General features: G+C 43.9%; 15 protein-coding genes, 1 other RNA gene, 1 pseudogene and 1 riboswitch. Of the genes and pseudogenes, 12 read left to right on the top strand and 5 right to left on the bottom strand.

Going from position 1 to position 14,417, the window contains the following annotated elements; genetic code table 11:
* The first annotated feature begins 28 nt into the window (after positions 1-28).
* From gpsB to SB724_RS05870, 3 genes are all read left to right on the top strand, one after another.
* Positions 29-328: a cell division regulator GpsB gene (gene gpsB / locus SB724_RS05880; protein ID WP_003153541.1), complete on the top strand. Its 300-nt coding sequence runs from the start codon at positions 29-31 to the stop codon at positions 326-328.
* A 55-nt stretch (positions 329-383) separates the two neighbouring features.
* Positions 384-765, top strand: an RNA gene (gene rnpB, locus SB724_RS05875) — RNase P RNA component class B.
* A 97-nt stretch (positions 766-862) separates the two neighbouring features.
* Positions 863-2,029, top strand: coding sequence for a THUMP domain-containing class I SAM-dependent RNA methyltransferase (locus SB724_RS05870; RefSeq protein WP_410570547.1), 1,167 nt, complete (start codon positions 863-865; stop codon positions 2,027-2,029).
* A 40-nt stretch (positions 2,030-2,069) separates the two neighbouring features.
* Here the strand turns inward: SB724_RS05870 and SB724_RS05865 are convergent, their stop codons facing one another.
* Positions 2,070-2,222, bottom strand: coding sequence for a YpzG family protein (locus SB724_RS05865; protein WP_003153548.1), 153 nt, complete (start codon positions 2,220-2,222; stop codon positions 2,070-2,072).
* Between the two features lie 165 nt (positions 2,223-2,387).
* On the opposite strand from SB724_RS05865, the gene SB724_RS05860 reads away from it, so the two are divergent.
* The 5 genes from SB724_RS05860 (at position 2,388) to pbuX (ending at position 8,434) form a co-directional block, all read left to right on the top strand.
* A complete protein-coding gene (locus SB724_RS05860) occupies positions 2,388-2,579 on the top strand; it encodes a hypothetical protein (RefSeq protein WP_003153550.1) in 192 nt (63 codons plus the stop codon).
* Between the two features lie 103 nt (positions 2,580-2,682).
* Positions 2,683-4,602: an ATP-dependent DNA helicase gene (locus SB724_RS05855; protein ID WP_265971477.1), complete on the top strand. Its 1,920-nt coding sequence runs from the start codon at positions 2,683-2,685 to the stop codon at positions 4,600-4,602.
* A 110-nt stretch (positions 4,603-4,712) separates the two neighbouring features.
* Complete coding sequence (locus tag SB724_RS05850; RefSeq protein WP_326151127.1) at positions 4,713-6,215, top strand: carboxypeptidase M32; 1,503 nt, start codon at positions 4,713-4,715, stop codon at positions 6,213-6,215.
* Between the two features lie 132 nt (positions 6,216-6,347).
* A riboswitch (purine riboswitch) is annotated at positions 6,348-6,447 on the top strand.
* A gap of 101 nt (positions 6,448-6,548) precedes the next feature.
* The gene (xpt, locus tag SB724_RS05845) at positions 6,549-7,133 is read left to right on the top strand and encodes a xanthine phosphoribosyltransferase (protein WP_015240076.1); all 585 of its coding nucleotides are present in this window, start codon (positions 6,549-6,551) and stop codon (positions 7,131-7,133) included.
* Positions 7,130-8,434, top strand: a complete 1,305-nt coding sequence (gene pbuX / locus SB724_RS05840; protein WP_410570420.1) for a xanthine permease PbuX — start codon at positions 7,130-7,132, stop codon at positions 8,432-8,434. Before xpt ends, pbuX begins: the two co-directional genes overlap by 4 nt.
* 244 nt (positions 8,435-8,678) lie before the next feature.
* Here pbuX and SB724_RS05835 read toward each other — a convergent pair whose 3' ends face one another.
* A complete protein-coding gene (locus tag SB724_RS05835) occupies positions 8,679-8,954 on the bottom strand; it encodes a hypothetical protein (RefSeq protein ID WP_044802172.1) in 276 nt (91 codons plus the stop codon).
* A gap of 316 nt (positions 8,955-9,270) precedes the next feature.
* Between SB724_RS05835 and SB724_RS05830 the strand changes: the two genes are divergently transcribed.
* The gene (locus SB724_RS05830) at positions 9,271-9,837 is read left to right on the top strand and encodes a cysteine hydrolase family protein (protein ID WP_012117823.1); all 567 of its coding nucleotides are present in this window, start codon (positions 9,271-9,273) and stop codon (positions 9,835-9,837) included.
* Between the two features lie 235 nt (positions 9,838-10,072).
* On the opposite strand, the pseudogene SB724_RS05825 reads toward SB724_RS05830, so the two are convergent.
* Together SB724_RS05825 and SB724_RS05820 are read right to left on the bottom strand one after the other, a co-directional pair.
* Positions 10,073-10,653 (bottom strand): annotated as a pseudogene (locus SB724_RS05825) (DUF421 domain-containing protein).
* A 518-nt stretch (positions 10,654-11,171) separates the two neighbouring features.
* Positions 11,172-11,441 carry an LCI family antimicrobial peptide gene (locus tag SB724_RS05820; protein WP_410570417.1) on the bottom strand — a complete coding sequence of 90 codons (270 nt, stop codon included), beginning with the start codon at positions 11,439-11,441 and terminating at the stop codon, positions 11,172-11,174.
* A gap of 231 nt (positions 11,442-11,672) precedes the next feature.
* On the opposite strand from SB724_RS05820, the gene SB724_RS05815 reads away from it, so the two are divergent.
* Positions 11,673-11,981, top strand: a complete 309-nt coding sequence (locus tag SB724_RS05815) for an MGMT family protein (RefSeq protein ID WP_410570415.1) — start codon at positions 11,673-11,675, stop codon at positions 11,979-11,981.
* 28 nt (positions 11,982-12,009) lie between these two features.
* Here SB724_RS05815 and SB724_RS05810 read toward each other — a convergent pair whose 3' ends face one another.
* A complete protein-coding gene (locus SB724_RS05810; protein WP_265971486.1) occupies positions 12,010-12,618 on the bottom strand; it encodes a GNAT family N-acetyltransferase in 609 nt (202 codons plus the stop codon).
* Positions 12,619-12,782: 164 nt separating this feature from the next.
* Between SB724_RS05810 and SB724_RS05805 the strand changes: the two genes are divergently transcribed.
* Positions 12,783-13,883 (top strand): type III polyketide synthase, encoded by a 1,101-nt coding sequence (locus SB724_RS05805; RefSeq protein WP_265971487.1) that lies wholly within the window; start codon positions 12,783-12,785, stop codon positions 13,881-13,883.
* A complete protein-coding gene (locus SB724_RS05800; protein WP_265971488.1) occupies positions 13,883-14,389 on the top strand; it encodes an isoprenylcysteine carboxyl methyltransferase family protein in 507 nt (168 codons plus the stop codon). The genes SB724_RS05805 and SB724_RS05800 overlap by 1 nt, the downstream gene beginning before the upstream one ends.
* Positions 14,390-14,417: the final 28 nt, after the last annotated feature.

Below are 14,417 nucleotides of genomic sequence, written 5' to 3'. Positions count from 1 at the left end.
TGATGATTCACGATATGAGGTGAAAAAGATGCTTGCTGATAAAGTAAAGCTTTCTGCGAAAGACATTTTGGAAAAAGAATTTAAAACAGGCGTTAGAGGTTACAGACAAGAAGACGTTGACAAATTTTTAGATATGATTATTAAGGATTATGAAACCTTTCATCAAGAAATTGAAGAACTGCAGCAAGAAAATCTGCAGCTGAAAAAACAGCTTGAAGAAGCAAGCAAAAAACAGCCGGTGCAGTCCAATACAACCAACTTTGACATTCTGAAAAGGCTGTCCAACCTTGAGAAACATGTATTCGGCAGCAAACTTTATGACGAATAAGGCAGAAGCACTTGTCAAATGAGACAAGTTGCTTTATAATGAACAAGTGTTCTTAACGTTCGGGTAATCGCTGCAGATCTTTGAATCTGTAGAGGAAAGTCCATGCTCGCACGGTGCTGAGATGCCCGTAGTGTTCGTGCCTAGCGAAGAAATAAGCTAGGGCAGCCTTGATAGGCTGACGGCAGGAAAAAAGCCTACGTCTCCGGATATGGCTGAGTATCCTTGAAAGTGCCACAGTGACGAAGTCTCATCAGAAATGGTGAGAGTGGAACGCGGTAAACCCCTCGAGCGAGAAACCCAAATTTTGGTAGGGGAACCTTCTTGAAGGAATTGAACAGATAGAAGGACAGAATGCTTTCTGTAGATAGATGATTGCCGCCTGAGTACGAGGTGATGAGCCGATTGCAGTACGACGGAACAAAACATGGCTTACAGAACGTTAAACATTATTGATATGACAAATTAGAGCTCTCCTTTAAAGGGGAGCTTTTATCTTGAATGAAACGAAAGCTTAAAAAGAGACAGGGTGATACGATGAAGAAGTACACACTAATAGCGACGGCGCCGATGGGAATCGAAGCGATCGTCGCCAAAGAAGTGCGTGATTTAGGTTATGAATGCAAAGTAGACAACGGAAAAGTCATTTTTGAAGGAGATGCGCTTGCGATCTGCCGGGCTAACTTATGGCTGCGGACGGCTGACCGCATTAAAGTACAGGTCGCCGAGTTTCAGGCGAAAACGTTTGATGAGCTGTTTGAAAAAACAAAAGCGATTGACTGGCGCGCGTACATTCCGGAAAACGCCAAGTTCCCCGTTATCGGAAAGTCTGTGAAATCAGTGCTTGCCAGTGTTCCTGACTGCCAGCGGATCGTCAAAAAGGCGATAGCGGAAAAGCTGAAACTTCAATCAGGAAAACAAAATGAATGGATTGAAGAAACGGGACCCGAGTACAAGGTGGAGATTTCCTTTTTAAAAGATAAAGCCGTACTTACACTGGATTCATCAGGAACAGGCCTTCACAAAAGAGGATACAGGGTTGATCAGGGAGGAGCTCCGATTAAAGAGACGCTCGCTGCCGCGTTAATTCAGTTAACCAACTGGACGCCCGACCGTCCGTTCGTCGATCCGTTCTGCGGTTCCGGCACGATCGCCATTGAAGCCGCTTTAATCGGACAAAACATTGCTCCCGGTTTTAACCGTGATTTTGTTTCAGAAGACTGGGAATGGATCGGAAAAGAACTGTGGGACAAGGCGCGTCTTGAAGTGGAAGAAAAGGCGAACTATGATCAGCCGCTGCAGATCTTTGCCAGTGACGTGGATCACCGGATGGTAAACATCGCCAAAGAAAACGCAGAAGAAGCGGGACTTGGTGACCTGATCGAATGCAAGCAAATGCGGGTGCAGGATTTTACGACAAAACTCGAATTCGGCGTAATCGTCGGAAACCCTCCGTACGGCGAACGTCTCGGCGAAAAAAGAGAAGTCGAGCAGATGTATAAAGAAATGGGCCGGGCATTTGAATCTCTTGATACATGGTCTGTCTACATGTTAACGTCAAATGAACAATTTGAAGAGGCCTACGGGAGAAAAGCAACCAAAAAACGGAAGCTCTTTAACGGTTTTATCAAAACGGATTATTATCAGTACTGGGCTAAAGTGCGGCCGCAGCGGAAAAAGCCGCAACAAAGAGAAGACGCCTGAAACAGCGTCTTCTCCGGCATCTTTACGTTTTATTCTGCCATTACCAGCGGTGCGCTTTTGCGTTGCTCCGTAAAATAATGTTGGTCTGGGACATTTCGGTGTGGCCGTTCACTTGCGATTTAGAGCGTTTCGGCCGCGTCCAATTGTGATGAAACAATTCAGAATGCTGATCTAATCGATCTTTATAACTCATGTAACCATCACTCCCGGATAGAATAATTTTGTGAAGATGGATATTCGATCGAATATCTGTTGTAGTTTGTGCAGGTCAGGTGCGGATCATTCAGAATGGCATGTATAGAAAGTGAAGCATCGGCATAGAATGATGATTATTTCTATTTGAGAGGTGATCTATTTTATGCTGAACAGCGAGCACTTCAGTAAAATACAAAAGGCGTTAGACGCAACTGCTTTCCGGCTGGAGGAAGCCGGAGCGGAGTTCGGTCCTTCCGCCATGACACACGCACAGGAAGAACTTGAAAATGCGGTAAAACATACACATTCAACAGACCATCCGTTCCTATGTACACATATCATTAACCGGAAATGATAATGGCAAAAACTTGGCGAGGCCAAGTTTTTTTGTTGTATTGAAAAGGGTTAAATGATATTATAGATGGTCTGAATGCCGAATAGTTAGGGGTTGGAGTTGGGTGACAACATCACGTTTGCCGTTTGCTTTAACAAAAGAAAAGAATTTTTACGAAGAATTGAACAATTGGATTGGTGACGTGTTTTACGATATCCTTCCCGAGAAAGGCTTTGACCTTCGGGATGAGCAGGTATTTATGGCGTTTCAGCTTGAACGGGCATTTAAAGAAAAAAAGGTCATGTTCGCTGAGGCAGGAGTCGGTACGGGGAAAACGCTGGTGTATCTGCTGTTTGCCATCAGCTATGCCAGATATACGGGTAAACCGGCCATTATCGCATGCGCCGATGAAACGTTAATTGAACAGCTTGTCAAAAAAGAAGGCGACATTTCCAAGCTGACAGAACATTTGGATCTGCAGATTGATACACGGCTGTCCAAATCCCATGAGCAGTATCTGTGTCTGAAAAAGCTGGAGAAAACGATGCAGCGTTCTGATGATGAGAAGTGGCTGGATCTTTATGAGTCGCTGCCTTCATTCGTACACGAATCACAAGCGATGCAGCGCTTTTATCCGTACGGCGACCGCAAACAGTACGCTGATTTGACGAATGAAGAGTGGGCAGGCGTCAGCTATGATTCCTTCCAAGATTGTTTAACATGTGATATGAGACATAGATGCGGTTTAACACTTTCAAGAGATCATTACAGAAAATCAACGGATCTGATTGTTTGCTCCCATGATTTCTACATGGAACATGTATGGACGGAAGAATCACGCAAAAGGGAAGGACAGCTGCCGCTTTTGCCGGATCACAGCGCCGTCGTGTTTGATGAAGGACATTTGCTGGAATTCGCCGCGCAAAAAGCGTTAACCTATCGCGTGAAGCAGTCGACGCTCGAGCTGTTTTTAGAGCGCCTGCTTCAAAATGACATCAGAGAGGAATTCGCCGAACTGATTGAAGATGCCCTTGCCGCAAACGATGAGTTTTTCTATGTGCTGTCAGAGGAATCGAAGGAAATCGCCGGCTCTCACCGATTGGACATCCAAAACGATCAGCGTGTTAAGCTTGCGGCTGACGAATTGTGCCGTCTGCTCGATAAAATCGGCGAGGCGCTCGTATTTGAATCGGAAATGTATACGATCGATAAGTACGAGCTGTCAGTCGTAGAAGAATACGTCGAACAAATGGCATATTCGCTGTCGCTGTATCAAAAGGATGCCATCAGCTGGCTTGAAACGCGGGATACAGACTCAACGTTTGTCGTTATGCCGAGAACAGTAGCCGAAGTGCTGGGAGAAAAGGTCTTTTCTAAAAGGATCCCTTATATTTTCTCATCGGCCACTCTTTCTGAGGGCGGTTCATTTGATTATATCGCTGACAGCCTCGGAATCCGTGATCCTTTATCATTCACCGTTGAATCTCCGTACGATTACGAGGAGCAAATGTCTGTTGCGCTTCACGGTGACATGACGTCTGAGCAGAAAACAGCCGAAACGATTGAAACCATTAAGAAGAATGAAGGACGCACCCTCGTTCTTTTCCCTTCCTTTGAAGACATGAAGGAATTTAAAGAACAGGCTGCCGCGTGGGAGCTGCCGTATCCGATATACTACGAAGGTGATGAAGAGATCAGCAGTCTGGTCGAAAAATTCCAGCGGGATGAAGAATCCGTGCTTTGTTCCGTCCACTTATGGGAAGGTCTTGACATTCCCGGTGACTCACTCCGGAATGTGACCATTTGGGCGTTGCCGTATCCGCCTCATGATCCCGTGTTTACCGCAAAGCGGAACGGATCGAAAAAAGATCCGTTTGAGGAAGTTGATCTGCCGTACATGCTCTTGAGAGTCCGGCAGGGAATCGGCCGCCTCATCCGTTCTAATCAGGACAGCGGAACCATATCCATTTATGCGGGCGGAGAAAGTGAACGGGTATTGGCCGAAGTCAAAAAGATATTGCCTGTTACACCGAAAATCGTATAAAAACAAAAGCTGCAGGATTCTCTCCTGCGGCTTTTTTAAGTCCGGGAAGTTGACTTTGTCACGGCGTTCCATTAGCCTGTAATTGATAGTGAAAAGGGAGGGGAATGGATATGGATTTACATACATATGAAAAAGAGTTTTTTGATCTGTTAAAAAGAGTGTCCCACTATGAAGAAGCCATTGCGCTTATGCACTGGGACTTAAGAACGGGAGCCCCGAAAAAAGGCTCTGATGACCGGGCGGAAAGCATCGGACAGCTGTCGGCTGACGTTTTTCAAATCCAGACATCCGACCGGATGAAAGAACTGATCGACATCCTTCTCGCGCATGCCGAAGAGCTCTCTGAAGATACAGTGAAAGCGGCGGAACTTGCGAAAAAAGATTATGATCATAATAAAAAAATTCCTGAAGATGAGTATAAAGAATATGTCATTTTAACATCGAAAGCTGAAACGGCTTGGGAGGATGCAAAGGCGGCCTCTGATTTCTCTATGTTTGCTCCGTACCTTGAGAAGCTGATTAATTTTAATAAGCGGTTTATTTCGTATTGGGGCTATGAAGATCATCCATACAATGCATTGCTCGATATTTTCGAACCGGGTGTTACGGTAAAGGTGCTGGATCAGCTGTTTTCTGAATTGAAGGAAGCGATCATTCCGCTTATCAAAAAAGTGACGGCATCCGGCAATAAACCGGACACAGCCTTTATCACAAAAACATTTCCGAAAGAACAACAAAGAGACCTCTCCTTGTATTTCTTAAAAGAGTTCGGGTATGATTTTGACGGCGGCCGCCTGGACGAGACGGTGCATCCGTTTGCGACGACAATCAACCGGGGCGATGTACGGGTGACGACCAGATATGACGAAAACGATTTCCGCACGGCAATTTTCGGAACGATTCATGAATGCGGGCATGCGATCTACGAGCAGAATATTGACGAAGCGCTGAGCGGAACGAACTTATCTGACGGTGCATCAATGGGAATTCATGAATCCCAATCGTTATTTTATGAAAACTTTATCGCCAGAAATCAACATTTCTGGACCGCCTATTATGAAAAAATGGTTGAGGCTTCACCTGATCAATTTCAAGATGTGAAAAGAGAGGACTTTGTACGCGCCGTAAATGAGGCGAAACCGACCTTTATCCGAATTGAAGCCGATGAGCTGACATATCCGCTTCACATTATTATCCGTTATGAAATTGAAAAAGCGATTTTCAGCAATGAAGTGACAGTGGAAGAACTGCCTGCATTGTGGAATCAAAAATATCATGATTATTTAGGCATTACGCCGCCATCTGACGCAAAAGGCATTTTGCAGGACGTACATTGGGCGGGCGGCGATTTCGGCTATTTCCCTTCCTATGCGCTCGGATATATGTATGCGGCACAGCTGAAGCATACCATGCTTGACGATCTGCCTGAATTTGACCAATTAATAGAACGGGGCGATTTTGAGCCGATTAAACAATGGCTGACAGAAAAGGTTCATCAGCACGGAAGACGCAAAATGCCGCTTGACATCATAAAAGATGCAACGGGAGAAGAGCTGAACGTTCAATATCTCATTGAGTATCTCGTCGGCAAATATTCAAATTTATATTTATAAACGAAACGCCCGGCATACACCGGGCGTTTTTCTAAAAATTCCAAAAACACGAATAATCGAAACCGATTCTTTGTAAAAGTTCGGAAATATTCAAATTTCACTATGCAAAAGAAGTGTATCTTGTTATAATTTGATTAATATCATACGAACACTCATATAATCGCGTGGATATGGCACGCAAGTTTCTACCGGTCACCGTAAATGTCCGACTATGAGTGAGCAATGGAACGGCTTTATTCGGCCGTTGCGTGTAGATCATTCGGCATTGCTTGCTCTTTTTTTGGAGAGCGGGCAATGCTTTTTTTTTATTTTTTATAAGCGGGGGTAATCATTGTGGAAGCATTAAAACGAAAAATAGCAGAAGACGGAATCGTTCTTTCTGATCAAGTGCTGAAAGTGGATTCTTTTTTAAACCATCAAATTGATCCGGTTCTCATGCAGCAGATCGGCCGGGAATTTGCGCGCCGTTTTGAAAAAGACGAGATAACCAAAATCGTCACAATTGAATCTTCGGGTATTGCCCCTGCGGTGATGGCTGGCCTTGAACTCGGCGTTCCCGTCATCTTTGCGAGAAAAAGGAAGTCTCTCACATTAACGGATGATCTGCTGACGGCATCCGTCTATTCTTTCACGAAAAAAACAGAAAGTCAGATTGCCGTCTCCGGAAATCATCTGTCGAAAGATGACCGCGTGTTAATCATTGACGACTTTTTAGCGAACGGACAGGCGGCAGAAGGACTTTTATCCATCGTAAAACAAGCAGGCGCAGCGGTTTGCGGGATCGGAATCGTCATTGAAAAGTCATTTCAGCCGGGAAGAGATGAGCTGGTGAAAAAAGGATGCCGGGTCGAATCACTGGCGAGAATTCAATCGCTTGAAGATGGAAAAGTGACATTTGTACAGGAGGTCCGTTCATGAAAAACGGCTATGCCAAAACACTTTCCCTCGGTATCCAGCACGTGCTTGCCATGTATGCCGGCGCCGTCGTTGTTCCTTTAATTGTAGGAGCGGCATTGGGACTGAACGCAGAACAGCTGACATATCTCGTATCAATTGATATTTTTATGTGCGGGGCGGCTACGCTGCTTCAAGTATGGAGGAATAAATTTTTCGGCATCGGCTTGCCCGTTGTGCTCGGCTGTACGTTCACCGCGGTAGCGCCGATTATTTCGATCGGTAAGGAGTATGGGATTTCAGCCATTTACGGAAGCATTTTGGCATCGGGTCTGCTTGTCATTCTGCTGTCGTTTTTCTTTGGTAAGCTCGTATCCTTTTTCCCGCCTGTCGTAACCGGATCTGTCGTGACGATTATCGGGATGACCTTAATGCCGGTCGCGATGAATCATATTGCCGGCGGGGAAGGCAGCAAGGATTTCGGTGATCCGGCTAACCTTGCTCTCGGATTTACGGTGCTCGTCATCATCGTGCTGCTTTATCGGTTTACAAAAGGATTTTTGAAATCCATTTCGATTTTAATCGGCATTGTCATCGGGACGGCCATCGCATATTTTATGGGAAAAGTGCAATTTGACAATGTGGCGAATGCTGATGCCATTCAAATGATTAAACCGTTTTACTTCGGGACGCCGACATTTCATGCGGCACCGATTATTACGATGTCCATCGTTGCCATTGTCAGCCTTGTTGAGTCAACCGGCGTCTATTTCGCTCTCGGTGACCTGACAAACCGGCGCCTGTCTGAACGTGATTTAGCAAAAGGCTACCGCGCGGAGGGCCTGGCGGTATTCATCAGCGGCATTTTCAATGCTTTTCCGTATACGGCCTATTCCCAAAACGTCGGCCTCGTGCAGCTGACAGGAATTAAGAAAAACGCGGTTATCGGTGTCACGGGCGCACTTTTAATGCTCTTCGGCCTTTTTCCGAAAATCGCAGCCTTCACGACCATCATCCCGTCTTCGGTACTGGGAGGCGCGATGGTGGCCATGTTCGGCATGGTCATTTCCTACGGCATTAAAATGCTCAGTCAAATTGACTTTAAAAAGCAGGAAAACCTTCTGATCGTCGCGTGTTCGGTCGGATTGGGACTCGGTGTAACCGTCGTTCCCGATATGTTTAAGCACCTGCCGTCTTACTTAAATCTGCTGACCACAAACGGAATCGTCGCCGGAAGCTTTACCGCCGTCCTTTTGAATATTATTTATAATATGATTCCTAAAACGAAAAAAACCCTTGATGTGACAAGGGTTCAACAGGGTTAGATATCTGTTTTCTTTAAAATAACATCTTATTTTATCCAGATCGAGGATGCTTCCGAAAGTTTGCTGAACTTTTTGTGAGGCATCTTCTTTTTTTATTAGTTTCATTGTTTGAAAAGAAACAAATTGAGTGATGCGGCATCCGTCTTATTTCGCCGAAAAACCGTCCCGGACTATATGTACGTGCACGAGTATCTTGTGCACGAATTCTTACAAAAAAGAGTAAAAGAAGGGAAAGCCCCTTCTTTTAATTAATCCATCCTTCAAAAGTTGCGCGATAGAACCCTTCGATTATCTCTACTTTCTTAAGGTAATATGTAACACCATTCTTAACAGTTGTATTTGGAATATCCCATCTATGAAGGTAATCCATTGTAAAAGAATCTTTGGTCGCTTGTGTCGAAATTTTTGTTTGAGTTGAGTCGATATTTGTATTACCAGGGCTAGATGCAAAAGCAGGGGCAGCGGAAACGAGTAAAGTGAGAGACAAGGCAGAACCAGTTAAAACTTTTTTCAATTTCATTTTAAACACTCCTTTGTTTTTTTGATACATTTGTATTATTACATGCAATACAAAAATAACCAAGGATTTTATTGTTAATATTTTGTGAGCGTGAATTTAGTTAGGGGCAATCCTTTCATTCACTGTTGTGGCTTATGTCAGGATATTGATAAGTATATAGAGAAAAAGAGTTGAATATTGCTGGCCTCTGGTGAACTTTAGATATTTCAATGCTTTTCCAACGGGGAAGATGTGATAGTAATTTAATCAATTGTACAAAAGTAAAAACTTTATTTAAAATGTTATAAATACGAAATTTAATATAGGAGGTTATCTGATGGCAGAAAAGAAAAAAGCTTTAATCATTGTGGATGTACAAAAAGCCTTTGATGATAAAAAGTGGGGAGAACGAAATAACGTAAAGGCGGAAGAAAATATCAGCAAAATACTGAAATTATGGAGAGAAAAAGGATGGACAGTCATATACATACAACATACTTCTGATAAACCTGGTTCTTTATTTTATCCAAAAAATGAGGGGGTTGCTATAAAGGAAATCGTTAAACCTATGGAAAAAGAAGTCATTATAACCAAAAAAGTAAACAGCAGCTTTATTGGGACTAATCTAGAAGAGCTTTTAAAAGCAAATGATATAACAACTGTCGTAATCACTGGCTTGACTACGCCGCACTGTGTTTCAACAACCACAAGGATGAGCGGTAATTTAGGATTTGATACATACCTGATTTCAGATGCAACAGCAGCCTTCGGAATGAGAGATCAAAATGATACATATTATGATGCAGAGACTATTCACAATATATCTCTGGCCACGTTGCATGATGAATTTGCCACAATATTAACGACTGATCAATTAATCAATGATTTTATAAAAACAAACTGACTAACATTATGGCTAAGGGCGGCGGTGGATATAGGCGGCTGAAAAGCATATTCAGGCGCATACAAGGACCTCTCGAAAAATACGGGGATTACCGACTCTTTTCATCGTCGCAATATCGATTGAAAAAGGCATCTGCTTCAGATGCTTTTTTTGTTTCTTGTAAACCGGTTTTGATCGGCGGTTAACGGTCTGATTCGGCATCGGTTTTGAATAACAAAAGGCTTTACTAATCGAATTATTCAAGATTTGGCTTGTGCTGAGTCTGGTGTTTTTTGATTTCCTCGAATATATTGGCTTGATCATCTTTTTGAGGCTGAGGCTCTTTGTTAAGACATTTTGGATCGATCACATTTTTAAGATCCTTGATGGTTAAAGGCTTACAGTCATCTATTAATTCGTAGCCTAATTGTCCATTAGCTTCTAAAGTGGCATATTTAATTGTGTTTATATTTGAAATGCCAAGAAGTCTTAAACGCATTTCGAGTTGATCTGCTGTCAGTCTCAGCTTCTTTAAGTTTCTATATTGAGTTGGCCGTCTTCTATAACGAATTTAGATTTTCCGGTTAAAAAAGATTCAATCCAGTTTACTTTTACTTGAAACCACTCCATCAAAATCAAAGCGCTAAAAAGGATAGACGCAGCGATTAATGTTTTCAATAAACTGGTTTCTAAAATGGGGTGAACGATAATCGTACCGATTGAAATCATCACCATTGTCTGTGCGATGGTCATTTGTGCAATGGATTTTCTCCCTGAAATTCTCAGTAAAATCATTCCGAATGCAATTATAATTAATTCTTCCCAAGCAAATCTCATGTTATCACCCTGGATTGTGTTTTATCAAAAATAAAAGAGCAAGTAAGAGGTTTTATGGGGTACTTGCTCACGAAGAATTATTGCCCTTACATTTAATTTTATTCATTTTAGGTGTTTTCCTAACTGGAGAAACTATTCTGCGAGAGTGAATTCATTTCGGAATCTCCAATACAAGAGGCGGCGGTGAATATTGGTGGCTGAAAAGCACACCAAGGAGTATAAGGAGTGCGTAAGGCATGAAATAGAAGAACCTTGCCCAGAAATACGAGTGAGTTGTCAATTAATACAATTAAGTCATAGGAAAAGCGGCATGGTTGGGAACAAAAAAGGATGCATACTGAGACACCCTGCTAAAATGCATTGAGGAACAACGGTCTGCTGCTGAGACAGAGCTTGAAATACGGTTGCTTGGGATCGCCGCACAACGCTCTTCGTTGATCATGGTTTTTAGGAGGTTAGTAGGGAAAACAACTATGAAAAAAGGGATGAGAGAAAAATCTCTTATCCCTTAGATAATCTTAAAACCAACCTTGGTATTCACCAGTCCATGTGCCATCACTGTTCTGCTTGGCATCTTTTAAATAGTATTTAACTCCAGCAAATACTGTTACATTAAGAAGTTCTCCACGTGTATTAGCATTGATGTATATAGTTTTTAACACTGCCTGAGGAGCTGCAGTTTTATGACTCCCGCCATCTGCAGTCGGGCTTGCTGCAAAAGCAGGAGCAGCAGAAACAAGTAAAGCAAGTGATAGAGCTGAACCGGTTAAAACTTTTTTAATTTTCATTTAAAACACTCCCTTTTTTTATTTGATACAACTGTATTATATAACTGTATGTAAAATTTGTCCATATAAACTTATGTTAACTTTTTGTGAATATAAGAAAGTATTTTCCCCCATGAGTTTTATTAACTCGTACCATCTTATTTTAAGCCTCCAGAGTAAGGCATCATCATATGACCTCAAAACTGTTGTATGATACTAGGGAAATCATTTTTAGTCGAAATGAGGAGTTGCATGACATTTACGGAACGGGTGGTAGCCATTATCAAACAGATTCCTGAAGGAAAAGTGATGACGTATGGTCAAATTGCCGATCTTGCGGGAAGTCCGCGGGGAGCGAGGCAGGTTGTGAGGATTCTTCACTCCATGAGTAAAAAGCATCGTCTTCCTTGGCACAGGGTCATCAATGCAAAGGGCGAAATCGGATTGAGAGACGAAGAGATGTTTTCTGTACAGAAGCTGTCTCTTGAAGCTGAGGGGGTAGCGGTCACGTCAGACGGACGGATCGATCTCAATTTATACGTCCATGATCCGAATATGTAAAAAAACCTGCCGTATATCGGCAGGTTTTTCAGTTATATGCTGCGAGCCGGCCAGAAAGGTTTTGCCGGATATAAGGCCATTCCTCCCGAAGGATGGAGTAGTAGGCGGTATCTCTGAGGCCGCCGTCGACAGCCGGAATGTGTGCGCGGCGGATTCCTTCAAATTGGGCTCCGATCCGCAAAATCGCAGTACGTGAGCGCTGGTTGCGAACGTCGGTTTTCAGCGTCACTCTGACAGTTTGCCACACGTCAAACGCATGAGTCAGCATCAGAAGTTTACATTCCGTATTGACACCGGTCCGCTGCACGGCAGAGGCATACCATGTGCTGCCGATCTCACACACTTCCGGAGCTGCGTCTGTCGGCCGCGTAAACACTTCCGCCTCCATAAACCGCGTGCTTCCGACGATTCGGTCTGTTTCAAGACTCCGTACTGCAAATGGCAATGCAAGTCCTTTTTCATAATCGGAAAGCGCGCGCTCAATATAACGCTTTGTTTCTTCGATTCCGTCAGGAACATGGGTGTAAGCGTAAGTCGTCCTATTTTCTGAAGCAGCTTCACAAAGTGCCTGAGTGTGATCAATCGTCATCGGCTCTAACTGAACGAGTGACCCTTTAAGAAGGACGGGCTTCAGCATTCTTATCACAACCTTTTTTTATGAATGGATCAAGTATAGTCGAACGGTTTATCATTCAAAAGAGCCAATTTCCTATTAAAATGGCATGTCAGTGAAATCCTCGATTCACACTTATGCATACATTCAGGAAAAAGCGGAAACCTTTATGTGAAGAGGTGATGGGCATGGCATATGTGTTATCGGTCGGAACCAGCATTCCGGAATATCATGTCTCGCAAGAAACGGCGGCAGATTTTGCGAGAGGGATGTTTGCCGATTCATTTAAGGATATTGACCGGCTGTTAAAAGCCTTTCAAAACGGCGAAATTGAATCAAGGCAGTTTGTCCGGCCGATTGAATGGTATAAAACGGCACGGGGTTTTTCAGAAAAAAACCGGCTGTATACGGAAGAAACCGTAAAGCATAGCGCGCATGCGGCACTTGATTGTTTAACAAACCCGGATTGTTTAACAAATCCCTTTCCATATGAAAAAGTGGATGCGATCTTTTTTATTTCCAGCACCGGGCTTTCGACACCCAGCATTGAAGCGAAAGTGATGAATCAGCTTCCGTTTTCTGCGAAAACAAAACGGATACCGATCTGGGGCTTAGGATGCGCGGGCGGAGCGGCCGGCCTGTCCAGGGCGTACGAATACTGCCGCGCGTATCCTGAAGCATACGTGCTTGTCATCGCGGCTGAACTCTGCAGTTTAACGTTTCAGCCGAACGACAAGTCAAAAAGCAACTTAATCGGAACTTCCCTGTTTGCGGACGGAATTGCCGCAGTACTAATCGGAGGAGAAAAGGCGAACCGAAACGACGTCAAACAGCCGCTTCTTCCGCGGATATTCGCCACTCAATCGGTGATGATGCCGGATGCGGAAGATGTGATGGGCTGGGAATTCACCGACAGCGGTTTTCAAGTCATTTTTTCAAGAGACATTCCCACCCTGGTTTCACAGTGGCTGAAGGACAATGTTGATGAATTTTTATTTGAATATGGCGTCAGTCCTCACGACATTAAAACCTTTCTTGCCCATCCCGGCGGGAAAAAGGTCATTGACGCCTATTTAACGAGTCTTTCAATGGGCACCGGGCAGCTTGCGGCATCTCGGAAGGTGCTGCAAAAACACGGGAACATGTCTTCCGCAACTATTTTTCATGTGATAAAAGAACAGTTGCTCCACGGACGGCAGAAAGAAAACGAAAAAGGACTGATCGGCGCTCTCGGGCCGGGATTTTCGTCTGAGCTTTTGCTGTTCAGCTGGGAAAAGGGGGCTTCTTAATGTTTTGGCTGTTTATCATGCTGCTTGCGGCCCAGCGGATTGCGGAGATGATTGTGGCCCGGCGCAATGAGCAAAAGGTGAAAAAGCAAGGCGCAGTCGAATACGGAGAAGGACATTATCCCTTTCTCGTCCTGATGCACGTGCTCTTTTTTGTCTCTCTTACAGCTGAGGTGGCGGCGTTTCAAAAAACGCCTTCTCCAAGGTGGGCCGCCATTATATGTATTATTTTATTTGTACAGGGGATCAGGTATTGGGCGCTATTATCATTAGGGCGGTATTGGAATACGAAAATCCTTGTCGTGCCTGATGCGGAGCTTGTCAGAAAGGGGCCGTACAAGTGGATGAAGCACCCGAACTACGCGGTCGTCATCTTAGAATTTATTTTTCTGCCGCTGGTATACGGAGCGTATTGGACACTGTTTCTCTTTTCGATTCTCAATGCCTGCATGCTCACTGTGAGGATTCGTGCCGAAGAGAAAGCGCTAGAAGAAAACACCGCAAAATAGAGATTGAAAATCATTCTCACTCATGATA

Origin of the sequence: Bacillus sp. SIMBA_031, assembly GCF_046535225.1 — a bacterium.
Taxonomy (GTDB): Bacteria; Bacillota; Bacilli; order Bacillales; family Bacillaceae; genus Bacillus; species Bacillus velezensis.
The sequence above is the reverse complement of the archived record's forward strand: the minus strand, read 5'-3'. Positions and strand labels throughout refer to the sequence as shown.

Bases quoted from the DNA above. Each gene is read 5' to 3' on its own strand.
- SB724_RS05800 (WP_265971488.1), top strand. From the start codon at position 13,883: ATGTTTTGGCTGTTTATCATGCTGCTTGCGGCCCAGCGGATTGCGGAG.
- SB724_RS05870 (WP_410570547.1), top strand. From the start codon at position 863: ATGAAGAAGTACACACTAATAGCGACGGCGCCGATGGGAATCGAAGCG.
- SB724_RS05805 (WP_265971487.1), top strand. From the start codon at position 12,783: ATGGCATATGTGTTATCGGTCGGAACCAGCATTCCGGAATATCATGTC.
- SB724_RS05865 (WP_003153548.1), bottom strand. From the start codon at position 2,222: ATGAGTTATAAAGATCGATTAGATCAGCATTCTGAATTGTTTCATCAC.
- SB724_RS05830 (WP_012117823.1), top strand. From the start codon at position 9,271: ATGGCAGAAAAGAAAAAAGCTTTAATCATTGTGGATGTACAAAAAGCC.
- SB724_RS05835 (WP_044802172.1), bottom strand. From the start codon at position 8,954: ATGAAATTGAAAAAAGTTTTAACTGGTTCTGCCTTGTCTCTCACTTTA.
- pbuX (WP_410570420.1), top strand. From the start codon at position 7,130: ATGAAAAACGGCTATGCCAAAACACTTTCCCTCGGTATCCAGCACGTG.
- SB724_RS05820 (WP_410570417.1), bottom strand. From the start codon at position 11,441: ATGAAAATTAAAAAAGTTTTAACCGGTTCAGCTCTATCACTTGCTTTA.
- SB724_RS05810 (WP_265971486.1), bottom strand. From the start codon at position 12,618: ATGCTGAAGCCCGTCCTTCTTAAAGGGTCACTCGTTCAGTTAGAGCCG.
- SB724_RS05815 (WP_410570415.1), top strand. From the start codon at position 11,673: ATGACATTTACGGAACGGGTGGTAGCCATTATCAAACAGATTCCTGAA.
- gpsB (WP_003153541.1), top strand. From the start codon at position 29: ATGCTTGCTGATAAAGTAAAGCTTTCTGCGAAAGACATTTTGGAAAAA.
- SB724_RS05850 (WP_326151127.1), top strand. From the start codon at position 4,713: ATGGATTTACATACATATGAAAAAGAGTTTTTTGATCTGTTAAAAAGA.
- SB724_RS05860 (WP_003153550.1), top strand. From the start codon at position 2,388: ATGCTGAACAGCGAGCACTTCAGTAAAATACAAAAGGCGTTAGACGCA.